The 16,583-nt window shown below is 71.5% G+C and carries 14 protein-coding genes; 8 read left to right on the top strand and 6 right to left on the bottom strand.

Annotated elements, in window-relative coordinates:
- Positions 1-31 precede the first annotated feature (31 nt).
- Positions 32-1,579: an ABC transporter permease gene (locus AC3DE3_RS09190; RefSeq protein ID WP_488369757.1), complete on the top strand. Its 1,548-nt coding sequence runs from the start codon at positions 32-34 to the stop codon at positions 1,577-1,579.
- Entirely contained in the window at positions 1,576-2,670 is a 1,095-nt protein-coding gene (locus tag AC3DE3_RS09185) for an ABC transporter ATP-binding protein (RefSeq protein ID WP_260486957.1), read from the top strand. Before AC3DE3_RS09190 ends, AC3DE3_RS09185 begins: the two co-directional genes overlap by 4 nt.
- A gap of 83 nt (positions 2,671-2,753) precedes the next feature.
- Here AC3DE3_RS09185 and glpK read toward each other — a convergent pair whose 3' ends face one another.
- Entirely contained in the window at positions 2,754-4,313 is a 1,560-nt protein-coding gene (glpK, locus tag AC3DE3_RS09180; RefSeq protein ID WP_488369756.1) for a glycerol kinase GlpK, read from the bottom strand.
- An 82-nt stretch (positions 4,314-4,395) separates the two neighbouring features.
- Here glpK and AC3DE3_RS09175 point away from each other — a divergent pair, with 82 nt between their 5' ends.
- Positions 4,396-6,171, top strand: coding sequence for a glycerol-3-phosphate dehydrogenase/oxidase (locus tag AC3DE3_RS09175; RefSeq protein ID WP_260486955.1), 1,776 nt, complete (start codon positions 4,396-4,398; stop codon positions 6,169-6,171).
- Between the two features lie 278 nt (positions 6,172-6,449).
- Here the strand turns inward: AC3DE3_RS09175 and AC3DE3_RS09170 are convergent, their stop codons facing one another.
- From AC3DE3_RS09170 to AC3DE3_RS09150, 5 genes are all read right to left on the bottom strand, one after another.
- On the bottom strand, positions 6,450-8,237 hold the full coding sequence (locus tag AC3DE3_RS09170) for an acetyl/propionyl/methylcrotonyl-CoA carboxylase subunit alpha (RefSeq protein WP_260486954.1): 1,788 nt from the start codon (positions 8,235-8,237) through the stop codon (positions 6,450-6,452).
- Positions 8,238-8,446: 209 nt separating this feature from the next.
- Entirely contained in the window at positions 8,447-9,127 is a 681-nt protein-coding gene (locus AC3DE3_RS09165) for a Maf family protein (RefSeq protein ID WP_260486953.1), read from the bottom strand.
- A gap of 22 nt (positions 9,128-9,149) precedes the next feature.
- Positions 9,150-9,584 (bottom strand): cupin domain-containing protein, encoded by a 435-nt coding sequence (locus AC3DE3_RS09160; RefSeq protein WP_488369755.1) that lies wholly within the window; start codon positions 9,582-9,584, stop codon positions 9,150-9,152.
- A 178-nt stretch (positions 9,585-9,762) separates the two neighbouring features.
- The gene (locus tag AC3DE3_RS09155; protein ID WP_488369754.1) at positions 9,763-10,011 is read right to left on the bottom strand and encodes an acyl-CoA carboxylase subunit epsilon; all 249 of its coding nucleotides are present in this window, start codon (positions 10,009-10,011) and stop codon (positions 9,763-9,765) included.
- Entirely contained in the window at positions 10,008-11,669 is a 1,662-nt protein-coding gene (locus AC3DE3_RS09150; RefSeq protein WP_260486950.1) for an acyl-CoA carboxylase subunit beta, read from the bottom strand. The genes AC3DE3_RS09155 and AC3DE3_RS09150 overlap by 4 nt, the downstream gene beginning before the upstream one ends.
- Before the next feature lie 77 nt (positions 11,670-11,746).
- Between AC3DE3_RS09150 and AC3DE3_RS09145 the strand changes: the two genes are divergently transcribed.
- The 5 genes from AC3DE3_RS09145 to AC3DE3_RS09125 all read left to right on the top strand — a co-directional run bounded on the left by AC3DE3_RS09145 (position 11,747) and on the right by AC3DE3_RS09125 (position 16,449).
- Positions 11,747-12,655: a biotin--[acetyl-CoA-carboxylase] ligase gene (locus AC3DE3_RS09145; RefSeq protein WP_488369753.1), complete on the top strand. Its 909-nt coding sequence runs from the start codon at positions 11,747-11,749 to the stop codon at positions 12,653-12,655.
- 3 nt (positions 12,656-12,658) lie between these two features.
- A complete protein-coding gene (locus tag AC3DE3_RS09140; RefSeq protein ID WP_488369752.1) occupies positions 12,659-13,222 on the top strand; it encodes a PH domain-containing protein in 564 nt (187 codons plus the stop codon).
- A 22-nt stretch (positions 13,223-13,244) separates the two neighbouring features.
- Positions 13,245-14,531, top strand: a complete 1,287-nt coding sequence (locus AC3DE3_RS09135) for a 5-(carboxyamino)imidazole ribonucleotide synthase (RefSeq protein WP_260486947.1) — start codon at positions 13,245-13,247, stop codon at positions 14,529-14,531.
- Between the two features lie 29 nt (positions 14,532-14,560).
- Positions 14,561-15,073, top strand: a complete 513-nt coding sequence (gene purE / locus AC3DE3_RS09130) for a 5-(carboxyamino)imidazole ribonucleotide mutase (protein WP_260486946.1) — start codon at positions 14,561-14,563, stop codon at positions 15,071-15,073.
- Positions 15,074-15,279: 206 nt separating this feature from the next.
- Entirely contained in the window at positions 15,280-16,449 is a 1,170-nt protein-coding gene (locus AC3DE3_RS09125; RefSeq protein ID WP_488369751.1) for an acyl-CoA dehydrogenase family protein, read from the top strand.
- Positions 16,450-16,583 lie beyond the last annotated feature (134 nt).

The following is a 16,583-nucleotide window of genomic DNA, read 5'->3' as shown; positions in this document are numbered from 1 at the left end:
CGGCGGCCGGCCCCTGCTCGGGACCGCCGCCGTGCTGGCGTGTTCGGCGACGCTCATCCCGCTGGTCTACCTGGTCATCCGGGCGGGCGAACGCGGCCCGGCGTCCGCCGCCGAGGTGCTCGGCTCCGGTCGGACGCTGACCCTCCTCGGCAACACCGTCGTGCTGGTCGTGTTGGTCACCACCGCGAGCGTGATCGTCGGGGTGGGGATGGCGTGGCTCGTGGTCCGCACGGACCTACCGGGGGCCCCGGTCATCGGTGCGCTCCTGTGCGTTCCGCTGGCCACCCCGTCGTATGTCCTCGGCTACCTCTGGGTGGCCGACTTCCCGGAGGTCCTCGGGTTGCCGGGGGCCGTCGCGGTGCTCACCATCTCCTGCTACCCGTACGTGTTCCTCCCCGCCTCCGCCGCCCTCCGGCGGGTGGACCCGGGACTGGAGGAGGTCGCGCGCACCCTCGGTCACGGCACCACCCGCGCCGTGTTCGGGGTGACCTTCCGGCAGATCCGGCCGGCCGTCGCCGCGGGCGGGCTCCTGGTGGCGCTGTACACGCTGTCCGACTTCGGGGCGGTCGCGATGCTCCGCTACGAGGCGTTCACTCTGGGCATCTACCACTCCTACCGGGCGGCGTTCGACCGCGTCCCGGCGGCCGTCCTGGCCTGCGTCCTCATCGTGTTGGCCCTGGTCGTGATGGTCGGCGAGCGGCGGGCCAGGCGCGGCGAGGTCGCGAGGGTCGGCGCCGGGGTGGACTCGGCGCCCACCCGGCTACCGCTGGGTCGCCTGAAGGTGCCCGCCCTCGTCGTCGTCGCCGTCATCCTCGCGGGCGGGGTGTTCGGCCCACTCGTCGGCCTCGCCCGGTGGGTGCGCGCGGCAGCGAGCGTGGACGTCTCGTGGGCGCCGGTGTTCCGGGCCGCCCTCACGACCGCCGGGGTCTCGGCGGTGGCGGCGCTGGCCACCATCGTGCTGGCGCTGCCCATCGGGATCCTCGCGGCACGCTCGGACGGGCTCGTCGCGCGGGCCACCGAGACCGTCGCGCAGGTCGGCTTCGCGCTCCCGGGCATCACGGTGGGCCTCGCGGTGGTGTTCGTGGGTATCCGACTGGTGCCGGGCCTCTACCAGCAGACACCGATGCTGGTGTTCGCCTACGTGGTGCTGTTCCTGCCGCTCGCGGTGGGGGTGGTGCGCTCGTCGGTCAGTGTTATCCCGGTGAGCCTCGAGGATGTCTCCGCCGGACTGGGCTCCGGGCGGTTGCGCACGTTCGCGCGGGTGGTCGCGCCACTGGCGATGCCGGGGATCCTCGCGGGCGGGAGCCTCGTGTTCCTCAGCGTGGCCAAGGAACTGCCCGCCACGCTACTACTGCGGCCCACGGGCACCGAGACGCTCGCCACCGCGATGTGGTCGCACACCGAGGTGGCGGCCTATTCGCAGGCGGCCCCGTACGCCGCCATGTTGGTGGTGGTGGCCGTCATCCCCGCGTTCGTGCTGAGTCGGTCGTTCGGCTGGGGCGCGGGCGGCGGGCGCACCCCGGGGGCGGCGACAGTGGCCCCGGGTCCGGCGAACGAGACCGAGCGGAGCGAGCCATGACCTGGAATCCCAGCCCCGGCGGGGTACTGGAACTCGACGCCGTTTCCGGCGGTTACGACGGCACCTCGGTGGTCCGCGGCGTCGGCCTGCGGGTGGAGGCGGGGGAATCGGTGGCGGTACTGGGCGCCTCCGGATCGGGGAAGACCACGATGCTGCGCATGATCGCGGGTCTCCACCCGGTGTCGTCCGGACGGATCCTGCTGGACGGTCGTCGCATCGACCGGCTCAGTGCCCAGCGGCGCGGGATCGGGCTGGTTCCCCAGCAGGGCGCGCTGTTCCCCCACCTGGACGTGGCGCACAACGTGGGGTTCGGACTGGTTCCGCCCGGCCCGCTCGCGAGGTGGCGCGGCCGCGCCGAACGCGCCGAGCGTGTCCGCGAGGTGCTCGACCTGGTCAGGCTGGCGGACCGGGCGGGTGATCGGCCATCACAGCTGTCGGGCGGTCAACAGCAGCGGGTGGCACTCGCGCGGGCACTCGCTCCCGGTGCCGGGCTGATCCTGCTCGACGAGCCCTTCAGCGCGCTCGACGCGGCCCTGCGCGGAGCGGTGAGAGCGGAGGTCGCGGCACTGCTCGCCGAAGCCGGGGCCACCTCCATCCTCGTCACGCACGACCGTTCCGAGGCGATGGCGACGGCTGACCGCGTCGCGGTCCTCATCGACGGGGAGCTCGCCCAGGTCGACACCCCCGAGAGGCTCTACCACCATCCGGTCAGCCGCGGGGTCGCCGATCTCTCCGGCGAGACCGTCGCCCTGCCGGCCACGGCGACCGGCGTGACGGCGGAGACGGTCCTCGGCACCGTGTCGCTGGATTCGCCCGCCAGGGGACGAGGGACCGTCCTGTGGCGCCCCGAGAGCCTGGAGGTGCGCGGGATCGGGGCCGACGGGCACACCGCCGGAGACGACGACGAGGAGATCCGTGGCCACGCCGTGTGCACCGCCGTGGAGTTCGGGGGCGCCCGGACCCTGGTGCGGATGCGATTCGACGGCACCGACCAGATCTGCGCCGTGCCGGTACCCACAGGTCAGCGCGTCGAGACGGGCTCCCGACTGGCCGTCCGTCCGCTGCGGCCGGCGGTCTTCCACGCCGTCTGACGCCGCGTCGGACGGCGTGCACGCGGACGCCGGGGTCCCGACCGTGGGACCGCGCAGGCCGGCAAGCCCGCGCGGCTGCCGGTTCAGCCCTCGACGTCCGCCCAGCCCAGCGTCCGCTCGACCGCGTCGTCCCATCGACCGATCAGCCGTTGGCGCTCATGCTCGGGCATCTGCGGCGTCCACCTACGGTCCTCCCGCCACAGCTCGCGGAGCCGGCCGGGGGAGTCCCACTGACCCACCGCGAGGCCGGCGGCGAACGCGGCACCCAGCGCGGTGGTCTCGGTCACCTCCGGACGGATCACGTCCACCCCGAGGATGTCGGCCTGGAACTGCATGAGGAAGTCGTTGACCACCATCCCGCCGTCCACCCGCAGGGCGTCGGCGGACTCCCCGGCGTCGGCGACCATCGCGGCGGCCATCTCACGGCTCTGGAACGCCGTGGCCTCGAGAGCCGCCCGCGCCAGGTGTGCCCGGGTGTGGAAGCGGGTCAGGCCGACCATCGCGCCGCGGGCATCCGGCCGCCACCGCGGTGCGAGCAGCCCCGAGAACGCCGGCACCAGGTAGCAGTCACCGTTGTCGTCCAAGGACTCGGCCAGGGCCTCGGTCTCGTCCGCGGTCGAGATCACCCCGAGATTATCGCGCAGCCACTGCACCAGTGACCCGGCCACGGCCACGGACCCCTCGAGTGCGTACACGGGGTCGTCGTCCCCCAACTGGTAGCAGACGGTCGTGAGCAGCCCGTTCTCGCTGAACTGGGGGGTGGTGCCCGTGTTGAGCAGCAGGAACGCACCCGTGCCGTAGGTGTTCTTGGCCTCGCCCGGCTCGAAGCACGTCTGGCCGAACATCGCCGCCTGCTGGTCGCCGAGGATCCCGGCGATGGGCGTACCGCCGAACATCCGCCGCGTCGTCACGTGCCCCAGTACCCCGGAGGAGGGGACTATCCGCGGCAGCATCGCCCGGGGGACGCCGACCTCACGGCACAATTCGTCACTCCACTCCAGGGCCCGCAGATCCATGAGCAGGGTCCGCGACGCGTTGGTGACATCCGTGACGTGGAGGGCCGCCTCGTCGTCGTCGCCACCCCTGCGCCCACCCGTGAGGTTCCACACCAGCCACGAGTCGATGGTCCCCGCCAGCAGTTCCCCGGCCTCGGCCCGCTCGGTGCCGCGCTCCCCCCGGGAGTCCAGATGCTCGAGGATCCACCGGATCTTGGGACCGGCGAAGTAGGTCGACAGGGGCAGGCCGGTGGCGTCGCGGAACCGGTCGTCGCCGTCGGGGTGAGCATCGGCCAGGCGCGCGCAGATGCCGGAGGTGCGGGTGTCCTGCCAGACGATCGCGTTGTGGACCGGTTCGCCGGTGGCCTTGTCCCACACCACCGTGGTCTCGCGCTGGTTGGTGATCCCGATGGCGGTCACCGCCGCCGGCTCGAGATCCACACTGCTCGCGACCTGGGCCATGGCGGCCCGCACGTTCCGCCAGATCTCCAGGGGGTCGTGTTCCACCCAGCCCGCCCTGGGCAGGATCTGCCGGTGCTCGACCTGGGCCGTCGCCGCGGGCACCGGCATGCCCCTGTCGTCGAAGAGGATCGCCCGCGTCGACGTGGTGCCCTGGTCGATCGCCAGAATGTAGGTGCTGCGAGTCACACGGCCAAGACTACGTCCGCTCGCGCGTAGAGTCGTCGACGACCGGCCGGAACCCGCGCCCGGCCCCTTCAGGGGAGCATCCATGCCCACGACCAGGTCCCGATCCGTCCTCGGCCCCGACCGTCGCGCCGAGGCCTGGCGCAGATTGTCGGAGGACACCTTCGACATCGTGATCGTGGGCGGGGGGGTGGTGGGCACCGGCAGCGCCCTGGACGCGGCCACCCGGGGGCTCAACGTGGCGCTCGTCGAGGCCCGGGACTTCGCCGCCGGCACCTCGTCCCGCAGCTCGAAGATGTTCCACGGCGGACTGCGCTACCTCGAGCAGCTCGACTTCGGCCTGGTCGCCGAGGCACTGCACGAGCGTGAGCTCAGCATGACGCGCCTGGCCCCACACCTGGTCACCCCGCTGAAGTTCCTCTTCCCGCTCACCCGTCGGTTCTGGGAGCGCCCCTACATGGCCGCGGGATTCATGCTCTACGACGTGATGGGCGGCTCCAAGAGCGTCCCGCCGCAGAAGCACTACAGCCGCGCCGGAGCGCGCCGGGTCGCCCCCGGGTTGCGGGAGGACGCCGTCGTGGGCGGGATCCGCTACTGGGACACCCTCGTCGACGATGCCCGCCACACCCTCACCCTGGCCCGTACCGCGGCGCACCACGGTGCGGTCGTGACCAACTCGACCCAGGTGATCGGTTACCTGCGCGACGGCGACCGGGTCACCGGCGTGCGGGTCCGCGACGCCGAGACCGGCCGGGAGACCGACGTCCGGGCGGGGGCCGTGCTCAACGCCGCCGGGGTGTGGACGGACCAGCTCCAGAAGATGCTCGGCGAGGAGGGCGGGTTCACCGTGCGGGCCTCCAAGGGCGTGCACATCGTGGTCGACCGCGACAAGGTGGACTCCGAGGCCGCGCTCATCCTGCGCACCGAGAAGTCCGTGCTGTTCGTCATCCCGTGGGGCGAGTACTGGATCATCGGCACCACCGACACCGACTGGCAGCTGGACCTGGCCCACCCGGCGGCCACCGGCGCGGACATCGACTACATCCTCGGCCACGTCAACTCGGTGCTCACCACCCCGATCGGGCGCGAGGACGTCCGCGGTGTGTACGCGGGCCTGCGCCCCCTGCTGTCGGGTGGTGCCGACTCCACCGCCAAGCTCTCCCGCGAACACGCCGTGATGACGGTGGCCCCCGGCGCGGTCGTGGTGGCGGGCGGGAAGTACACGACCTACCGTGTGATGGCCGCGGACGCGGTGGACGCCGCCGTCGCGGAGCTGGGGGAGCGTTCCGCCACCGTGCCACCGTCGACGACGGAGCGGATCCCGCTGCTGGGCGCCGACGGCTACCCGGGGATGGTCAACCGAGCCGACCGGATCGCCGACCAGTACGAGATCCGCGAGGACCAGATGCAGCACCTGCTCGGCCGGTACGGCACGCTCGCCGAGTACGTGCTCGAGCTCGCCGCCGACCGGCCCGACCTCCTCGATCCCGTCCGCGGAGCCGAGCGCTACCTGCGTGTGGAGATCGTGCACGCCGCTCTCGCCGAGGCCGCACTCCACCTCGAGGACGTCCTCGTGCGTCGCACGCGGATCTCGATGGAGTATCAGCACGGTGGCGTCGACTGCGCCCGCGAGGTGGCCGAACTGATGGCCGAGGTGCTCGGCTGGGACGAGAACCGGGTCGCCAGGGAGGTGGAGCTGTTCGAGCGGCGTATCGACGCCGAGGAGGCGAGCCAGGTGGCGGAGTCCGACGACGAGGCCGACGGATTCCTGCGGCGTGTGCCCGAGGTCCGCGAGTTCCTGGCGGACGCGATGTTCGATCCCGCCAGCGCGGAACCGGTGGTCGAGAGCTCGGCCGGCTGAGTCGGTCCCGTACGGGCGGGCCGGCCGGGTGGCTCGGCCGCGGTTGGGGTGGCTGGGCTGCGGTCGGAGTGGCTCGGCCGTGTCCGGACTGGCTGGGCTGCGGTCGGAGTGGCTGGGCCGTGTCCGGACTGCCTGACGACGAATCCGCCCCTCGGATCTCGATTCGCTCCCGGGGGCCGGGGCGGAGATCGAGATCCGAGGGGCGGATTCGTGTTCGACGCAGATGCGCCGGGGATTCGGCACGTGGTGGGCGCGAGAACGCCCACCACGTCACGAGGTCACTTGATCTCGCAGAGGACCGTTCCCTGGGTGACGGCGGCGCCGGCATCGACGGACAGGTCCGTGATGACGCCGTCCTTGTGCGCGGTGACCGGGTTCTCCATCTTCATGGCCTCGAGCACGGCCACCAGCTCGCCGGCCTTGACCTCCTGGCCCTCCTCGACGGCGACCTTCACGACGGTGCCCTGCATGGGGGCCGACACGGCATCACCGGACGCGGCCGCACCGGCTGCGCCGCCACGGGTGCGGGACTTGGCCTTGCGGCGGACCGTGCCGCCGGCGTGCGAGCCACCGAAGGCGAGATCGCCGGGCAGGGAGACCTCGACGCGACGGCCGTCCACCTCGACGACGACCTTCTTGCGCTCGACGGGCTCGTCGTCATCGGCCGGGGCGCCGGTGGGCGACCACGGCTCGATCGGGTTGTCCCACTCCTCCTCGATCCACTTGGTGTAGATGTCGAAGCTCTCGCCGTCGCCGACGTACGCCGGGTTGGTGACGATGTGCTGGTGGAACGGCAGGACCGTGGCCATGCCCTCGATCTTGTACTCGGCCAGGGCGCGGGCCGAGCGGGCGAGCGCCTGGTCGCGGTCCTCGCCCCACACGATCAGCTTGGCGAGCATGGAGTCGAACTGACCGCCGATGGTGTCACCCTGCTCGACGCCCGAGTCCATGCGCACGCCCGGGCCGGTGGGCTCGTGGTAGCCGGTGATGGTGCCGGGGGCGGGCAGGAAGCCACGGCCGGCGTCCTCGCCGTTGATGCGGAACTCGAAGGCGTGGCCACGCGGGGCCGGGTCCTCGGTGAACTCGAGCACCTCGCCCTCGGCGATCTTGAACTGCTGCAGCACGAGGTCGATGCCGGCGGTCTCCTCGGTGACCGGGTGCTCCACCTGGAGGCGGGTGTTCACCTCGAGGAAGGAGATCGTGTCGCCCTGGACCATGTACTCGACGGTGCCGGCGCCGTAGTAACCGGCCTCCTTGCAGATGGCCTTGGCGGAGTCGTGGATGCGCTGGCGCTGCTCATCGGTGAGGAACGGCGCGGGGGCCTCCTCGACGAGCTTCTGGAAGCGGCGCTGCAGGGTGCAGTCGCGGGTTCCGGCGACGATGACGTTGCCGTGCTGGTCGGCGAGAACCTGGGCCTCGACGTGGCGGGCCTTGTCGAGGTACTGCTCGACGAAGCACTCTCCGCGACCGAACGCGGCGACGGCCTCACGGGTGGCCGACTCGAAGAGCTCGGCGACCTCCTCCATCTTGTGGGCGACCTTCATTCCGCGGCCACCGCCGCCGAAGGCGGCCTTGATGGCGATGGGCAGGCCGTACTGCTCGGCGAACTTCACGACCTCGTCCGCGCCCGCGACCGGGTCCTTGGTCCCGGCGGCCATGGGGGCGTTGGCCCGCTCGGCGATGTGGCGGGCGGTGACCTTGTCACCGAGGTCGCGGATGGCCTGCGGCGGGGGGCCGATCCAGATCAGGCCGGCGTCGATGACGGCCTGGGCGAAGTCGGCGTTCTCGGAGAGGAAGCCGTAACCGGGGTGGATGGCGTCGGCGCCGGACTTGGCGGCGGCGTCGAGGATCTTGTCGAAGACCAGGTACGACTCCGCGGAGGTGGTGCCTCCCAGGGCGAAGGCCTCGTCGGCCAGCTTGACGAACAGTGCGTCGGCGTCGGGCTCGGCGTACACGGCCACGCTGGCCAGGCCGGCGTCCTTCGCCGCACGGATCACACGGACGGCGATCTCGCCGCGGTTGGCGACGAGGACCTTGGTGATGTGAGAGCTGGCATGACTGGGCACTCAGGGCCTCCTGGTGATAAACGTCTCTACTGTCGATCGGCCGTGGGGCCCACCGAGTTCCTCACGCAGTCTAATGAGAGGCCCCCCTCATGTGTGGTGTTGGGGGTCCAAGGGCTGGCCCGCGGGGGCGGACTCCTCGGAAGCGGCGAGGCCTGACCTGCGACGTTGTCGTGGGGGTCACGTTCGCGGTCGCGCGGAACCGGGTGGAGTCACGTCCGGAGTTCGGGTCGCCAGACGTGGTGGGCGTTCAGACCGGCGCCCTCGAGGAGGCGCCGCAGCAGCGGAAGGCTGAGTCCGATCACGCTCGACGGGTCGCCCTCGATGCGGTCGATGAACCACCCGCCGAGGGACTCGATGGTGAACGCGCCCGCACACTCGAGCGGCTCCCCGGTGCGCAGGTACACGTCCAGGTCGGCGTCGGAGGGCGCGCCGAAGTGCACCGTGGTGTCGGAGGTGTCGGTCTCGGAGAAGGTGACCGCGACGGGCTCGTCCCCGGTGAGGTCGGCCACGATCAGCGAGTGGCCGGTGAGCAGGACCCCGTGACGCCCGCGCATCCTCCGCCACCGCTCCATGGCCCGCTCGTAGGTGTGCGGTTTGCCCTCGAGTTGGCCGTCGACCAGCAGCATCGAGTCGCACCCCACGACCACGAGTGTGTCCGCCCCGGCCGACCTCGCCTCGGCCGCGAGCGTCTCCCCCTCGCGATGGAGGACGTCCTGCGCCTTGGCGCGGGCCAGCTCCTCCACGACCCGCACGTGTGGGGTCCCCGGGGGCAGCGAGGCCTGGAGCGCGTCCTCGTCGACCTGCGGGTGGCGGATCAGGGGGTCGACCCCCGCCTGCTCGAGGATCCGCAGTCGGGACGGGGAGGCCGAGGCGAGGACGAACGCGATCATGGGCCTCAGCGTAGCCACGGGGTCAGGATCGCGGCAGCAGCATCGTGATGGTCAGCGTGGTGGGCTCGAGTGCCCGGACCCGGTGGCGGAGCTTCGCGGTGAGGTGGAGGATCTCGCCGGGGTTCAGCTCGACGGTGCGGTCGGGTAGGCCGAACTCCACGTGCCCCCGCAGAACCTGGACGAGGATCGGGTGGAACGCGGCGTGGTCGGCCATCTCCTGGCCCTCGTCGAACTCGAACGCGACGATCTTCGTCGTCTCGTCCTGGTGGACGATCGTCGCCCCGGGTCGGGTCGCTGCCGGATCGGTCCGCCCGATGATGTCGGTGTGATGGGTCGCGGTGCCCTCGTCGGTGCCGGCCCGTCGACCGTGATCGCGGTCGACGTCCGCCGGGTCGTGGGCGGGCTCGTCGCCCGTCGCCGGGGCCCCCTGTCCGCGGGACGTGGTGTCCTCGGTCATCTGAACCTCCTGGAGAACTGCTCGCCTACCACCCGGCGGCGCTCCGGCCAGCCTAGGGAAGCCGACAGGTCCCGGCGGGTGAACGACGCCGCCCCCGCGCCCGGACTCCGGCATGTGCATCGGGGCACGCGGGAGGACGGGGACGGGGGCGGCGGGGTGTGTCTTCGGTTTTCGGCGCTCAGTACTGGCGTCGGTTGAGGAACGAGCTCGGGCTGTACCCGAACGGCGGGCGCAGGCGATCGTCGTAGGATCCCCAGTCGTCCTTGATACCGGTGTCGTGCTCGCTCGCGTGGGCGGCGTTCCCCTGGGCGGTCGCGAAGACCGCGGACAGGATGCCCACCTCCGTGGGAGTGGGGTTGCCCCCCACCACCTCGAAGAACGGCTTCTCCGGCTGCCGGGCCGGGTCCTGCTGCTGCTCGCCGGTCACAGCGGGATGTTCCCGTGCTTCTTGGCCGGAACCTCGACGACCTTCCGGTCGAGCAGACGCAGCGCCTGGGCGACCTGGAGTCGGGTGTGCGACGGGGGGATGACCGCGTCGACGTACCCGCGCTCGGCGGCGACGTACGGGTTGACGAGAGTGTCCTCGTACTCGGCCTGCAGCTTGAGGCGCAGTTCGTCGACGTCCTCGCCGTTGGCCGCGGCCTGCTTGAGCTCGTTGCGGTAGACGAACCCGACGGCTCCGGACGCTCCCATGACGGCGATCTCGGCGGTCGGCCAGGCCAGGTTGATGTCCGCACCCATGTGCTTGGAACCCATGACGTCGTAGGCGCCGCCGTAGGCCTTGCGGGTGATAACGGTGACCTTGCCGACGGTGGCCTCACCGTAGGCGTAGAGCAGCTTGGCACCGCGGCGGATGATGCCGTCGAACTCCTGGCCGGTCCCCGGCAGGAAGCCCGGGACGTCGACGAGCGTGAGGATGGGGATGTTGAACGCGTCGCAGGTGCGGACGAAACGGGCGGCCTTCTCCGACGCCTTGATGTCCAGGCAACCGGCGAACTGGGTGGGCTGGTTGGCCACGACGCCCACGCTGCGGCCCTCGACCCGGCCGTAGCCGACGATGATGTTCATCGCGTACTGGCCCTGGACCTCGAGAAACTCGCCGTCGTCGACGATGTGCGAGATGACCTCGTGCATGTCGTACGGCGCGTTGGAGGAGTCCGGGATGATCGTGTCGAGATCCTGGTCCTCGAGCGTGAGGTTGTCCTCGATCGCACCCTCGGCGACCGGGAACGGGAACCGGGGGGCCTCGGCCCGGTTGTTGCTCGGCAGGTAGGAGAGCAGGTCCTTGACGAAGTCGAGGGCGTCCTGCTCGTCACTGGCGGTGTAGTGGGACACGCCCGACTTGGTCATGTGCGTGGTGGCGCCGCCCAGTTCCTCCTGCGAGACCTCCTCGCCGGTGACGGTCTTGATGACGTCGGGGCCGGTGACGAACATCTGCGAGGTCTTGTCGACCATCACGGTGAAGTCCGTGAGGGCGGGGGAGTAGACGTGCCCGCCGGCCGAGGGGCCCATGATGAGGGAGACCTGCGGGATGACCCCCGAGGCGAGCACGTTGCGGTGGAAGATCTCGCCGTACAGGCCGAGCGAGACGACGCCCTCCTGGATACGGGCGCCGGCACCGTGGTTGATGCCGATCATCGGGCGGCCGGTCTTCAGGGCCAGGTCCATGACCTTGACGATCTTCTCGCCGTAGACCTCGCCCAGTGATCCGCCGAAGACGGTGGCGTCCTGCGAGAAGACACATACGCTGCGGCCGTCGATGGTCCCGTACCCGGTGATGACACCGTCGCCCAGCGGGCGACGCTCGGCGAGGCCGAAGGTGGTGGCGCGGTGGCGGGCCAGGGCGTCGATCTCCACGAACGAGCCCGGGTCGAGGAGGTTCTCGATCCGTTCGCGGGCCGTCATCAGGCCCTTCTCGTGGGTCTTGTCCACCGCGGCCTGCCCCATCGGGGCCCGGGCCTCGTCGAGGCGCCGACGCAGCTCGGACAGCTTCCCGGCGGTCGTGTGGATGTCGGGGGTCGCGGATGCCGTCGGTACGTCGTTAGACAGAGCCGAGTTCACGTCCGGTTCTGAGGCAGTCGTCATGTTGCAAGACTCTAACCAGTGACCGGCTCGCGTGGCGACGTGACCCGGCGTACATCCCCCGGCGTCGACCCCGCCCGATGTCGGGCCGGCCGCATACGCTGGGGGTCGTGCACGCAGATTCCGGTCCCGAGACCCAGCCCAGGTTGGACGCCGACGCGCTCCGTCGTGTTCTTGTCCAGGGCCCGGACGCGCCGTATTCCTCGCTCGAGGTGGTCGACGACATCGGGTCGACGAACGCGGAGTTGATCGCCCGGGCGACCGGGGGTGCGCCCGATCGCAGCGTATTGCTGGCCGAACACCAGGCGTCCGGACGCGGTCGTCTCGGTCGGGTGTGGACCGCCCCGCCCCGCACGCAGGTCGCGGTCAGCGTCCTGCTCCGCCCCGGGGCCGTCTCGCCGACCCTGTTCGGGTGGCTGCCCCTCGTCACCGGTCTCGCGGTGCGGGACGGGCTGCGCGAGGCCGGCGGCGTCGACGCGACCCTCAAGTGGCCCAACGACGTCCTGGTGGACGGGCGCAAGATCGCCGGGATCCTCGCCGAGATGACCACCGTGCCGGGCGGCGGGGACTTCCCGGTCCGCCTGCCGGCCGTCGTGGTGGGGGTGGGGATCAACGTCTCGCTCACCCGTGAGCAGCTACCAGTTCCCCACGCCACCTCCCTCGCCCTCGCCGGGGGGTCGGGCGACCGGGACGCCGTGGCCCGCGCGGTCCTCGAGGCGCTGGCCCTGCGTCACCGCCAGTGGCGCGAGTGCGAGCGCGGGAGCGGATCGACCGTCTCCGACCTGCTCATGACGACCTACACCGAAGCCTGCTCCACCATCGGCGCCGAGGTGAGGGTCGAGCTGCCCGGGGACGTCGTGCGGACCGGGAGGGCGGACAGGGTCGATCGTGACGGTCGTCTCGTCGTCGTCGACCCCGACGGTGAGTTCGCCGTCGCCGCCGGCGACGTCACCCACGTCCGCGGCGCCGGCGGTCGGTGGGGCGGCTGACCCGTGGGTTTCATCCGATCGGTCCTCGCGCCGGGGGAGACGCTCATCGTCCACACCCACCCGCACTGGCGCGCCCTCGCGCGCCCCGCGCTGGTGACGATCATCGGGGCCGGCCTCGCGGGTATTGCCGGCGGCTTCATCGAGGTGCAGGTGGTCCACGCAGCCGACCGCACGGCGACCTGGGCCATGGTGGCGGTGCTGTACGCGCTGATCGTCCTCCGGTTGGGGCTGTGGCCGTTGATCCGGTGGGCGCGGACCGACCTGGTGGTCACCGACGAGAGGGTGCTCTACCGACCGGCCGGGTCCTCGCGACGGTGCGTGGACGTGCCGCTGCGCAGGATCAGCGCCGTCAGGTTCCGCCACACCCTCACCGACCGCGCCCTGGGCACGGGTTGCCTCATCCTCGAACTCGGTCACCTGCCGCCGGTGGAGATCGACCACGTCCCGGAGGTGGCCCGCGTCCACGCGGCCGTCTATGACGAGCTCATGCGCCTGCCGCCCCCGCCCCCGCCGACTCCCGCCGTCGCGGGGCCGCGGTTCCGATGGGGGCTCCCGGGGCGTCGGTGACCGGCTCGCCCCACGTGAGACGATGGGCGACGTGAACGACGACTCGCGCATCCGCCGCAATCCCCTCGGCACGCCCGTCGTGGCGATGATCGGCGGGGGACAACTCGCCCGCATGACCCACCAGGCGGCCGTCGCCCTCGGCCAGACGCTGCGCGTGCTCGCCGCCGACCCGCAGGACCCGGCCGCCCAGGTCACGCCGGACGTGGTCATGGGTGCCCACGATGACCCCGAGGCCGTCCGTGCCGCCGCGGAGGGCGCCGACGTGATGACCTTCGACCACGAGCACGTGCCCCCGCAGATCCTGCTCGACCTCGAGGCGGCCGGCGTCGCGGTGCGGCCCCGCGCGTCCGCACTCATCCACGCGCAGGACAAGCTGGTCATGCGTCGGGCGCTGGCGGAGATCGGTGCCCCCGTCCCGCCGTTCACCGGCGTCGACTCGCTCGAGGACGTCCGTCGCTTCCACGCCGAGCAGGACGGGAACATCGTCCTCAAGGCCGCGCGCGGCGGGTACGACGGACGCGGGGTGTGGATGCCGGACTCCCTCGAGGAGGCCGAGCGGATCGCCGACTCCCAGCTCGCGGCCGGCGTGCCGATGATGGCCGAGGCCCGCGTCCCGTGGACGCGTGAGCTGTCCGCGATGGTGGCCCGCTCGCCGTTCGGGCAGGGCGCCGTGTGGCCGGTCGTCGAGACCGTCCAGCGTGACGGGATCTGCTCCGTGGCGATCGCGCCCGCCCCCGGCCTGCCGGACGAGCTCCGCTCCGCCGTACAGGCCACCGCGCTGCGACTGGCCGAGCACCTCGACGTGACCGGCGTGATGGCCGTGGAGCTGTTCGAGGTCATCGGCTCGGACGGCCGCCCGGGGGTCCTGGTCAACGAACTGGCGATGCGGCCCCACAACTCCGGCCACTGGACCATGGACGGGGCCACCACCAGCCAGTTCGAGCAGCACCTCCGGGCCGTGCTCGACTACCCGCTCGGCTCCACCGTCCCCACCGCGCCCCTCACCGTCATGGCCAACGTGCTCGGAGCCCCCGAGACGCCCGGGATGAGCATGGACGAGCGGGTCCACCATCTCGCCGCCAGGTTCCCGCACGCCAAGGTGCACCTGTACGGCAAGTCCGAACGGCACGGCCGCAAGATCGGACACGTCAACGTGCTCGCCGACCCGGGCGTCGACCCGGACGACGCGGACCAGGTGTCCACCGTCCGCGCGGTCGCCGAACTCGCGGCCCACTGGCTCTCCCACGCGCAGTGGGCCGACGGCTGGGACCCCCACACGGGGGCTCCCGCCGGAGACTTCGAACGCTGAGCGAACAACCTCTACGAAAGGCGACACCGATGACCGATCGACAGGACGGGCCTCAGGTCGGTCTGATCATGGGCAGCGATTCCGACTGGCCCACCATGGAGGCCGCCGCGGAGGCGCTCGCCGAGTTCGGCATCCCCTTCGAGGTCGGGGTGGTCTCGGCCCACCGCACACCGCAGAAGATGCTCGACTACGCCCGCTCGGCTGCGGGTCGGGGGATCCGCGTGGTGATCGCCGGCGCCGGGGGTGCCGCCCACCTGCCCGGGATGGTCGCCTCGGCGACGCCGCTGCCGGTCATCGGTGTCCCCGTGCCGCTCAAGCACCTCGACGGCATGGATTCGCTGCTGTCGATCGTGCAGATGCCCGCCGGCGTCCCCGTGGCCACCGTGTCGATCGGCGGGGCGCGGAACGCGGGTCTGCTGGCAGTGCGGATCCTCGCCGCCTCCGACCCCGCCCTGCGCGAGCGGATGGAGGCGTTCCAGGCCGAGCTGGAGGCGATGGTAGAGCGCAAGGACGAGGCCCTGCGTCGGCAGTTGCTCGGCTGACGGGGCCGGGGGCGGCCGACGGCGGCGACGGGGGCGACGGCGGCGACGGGCGCCGTCCTCCGACTGGTAATTTGAAGGACCGGACGCGGCCTCGCGTCTCCCGCGGCGATAAGGGCGGCCGACGAGCGTCAGTGGCCCCTCCGCGAGAACCTGGCCCGCGCCCGCCGCGCGATCACCACCGACGAATCCCTCATGGAGGCCCGCACATGTCCGGTAACCCCGACTTCGACCTGTACCGCCCGGCGGAGGAGCACGAAGAGCTCCGGGCCGCGATCCGAGCGCTGTCGGAGAAGGAGATCGAGCCCCACGCCGCGGCCGTCGACGAGGACGAGCGGTTCCCCCAGGAGGCCCTCGACGCGCTCAACGCCTCGGGCTTCAACGCGGTCCACGTGCCCGAGGAATACGGCGGGCAGGGCGCGGACTCCGTGGCGGCCTGCATCGTGATCGAGGAGGTCGCCCGCGTCTGCGGCTCGTCCTCGCTGATCCCCGCCGTCAACAAGCTCGGCACCATGGGCCTCATCCTGGCCGGTGGCGAGGAGCTCAAGCAGAAGGTCCTGCCCGAGATCGCCGAGGGCAAGATGGCCTCCTACGCGCTGTCCGAGCGAGAGGCCGGTTCCGATGCGGCGGCCATGCGCACCCGCGCCAAGGCTGACGGCGACGACTGGATCCTCAACGGCAGCAAGGCGTGGATCACCAACGGCGGCAAGTCCACCTGGTACACCGTCATGGCCGTGACGGACCCCGAGAAGGGCGCCAACGGGATCTCCGCGTTCATGGTCCACGCCGACGACGAGGGCTTCGGTGTCTCCAAGACCGAGAAGAAGCTCGGCATCAAGGGCTCGCCCACCGCGGAGCTGTACTTCGAGAACGTCCGCATCCCGGGCGACCGGATCATCGGCGAGCCGGGCACCGGGTTCAAGACGGCCCTGCAGACCCTCGACCACACCCGCCCCACCATCGGCGCGCAGGCCGTGGGGATGGCGCAGGGCGCCCTGGACGCGGCTGTCGCCTACACCAAGGAGCGCAAGCAGTTCGGCCGCGCGATCTCCGACTTCCAGAACACGCAGTTCATGCTGGCCGACATGGCCATGAAGGTGCAGGCCGCGCGCCTGATGGTCTACACGGCCGCCGCCAACGCCGAGCGCGGGAGCGCGCCCGGCGGGGAGAAGCTGGGCTTCATGGCCGCCGCGTCCAAGACCTTCGCCTCGGACGTGGCCATGGAGGTCACCACCAACGCGGTGCAGCTCTTCGGTGGCGCCGGGTACACGCGTGACTTCCCGGTCGAGCGAATGATGCGCGACGCCAAGATCACGCAGATCTACGAGGGCACCAACCAGATCAACCGCATGGTCATGGCGCGTCAGATCCTGGCCTGAGCTGAGCTGAGCTGAGCCGCGGCGGGCCGAGCCGGGCCCGCCGTGAGGCGGCCTCGCCGTTCGACTCCGGAATCCGCTACTCCGAATCCGGATCCGCTATCCCATTAGGCATAGCGGATCGGGAGGGAGGGTAG

This window comes from Dietzia sp. IBK-p2-16D (genome assembly GCF_057773085.1).
Note: the sequence above shows the minus strand (reverse complement) of the source record. Positions and strands in the feature narration are given on the sequence as shown.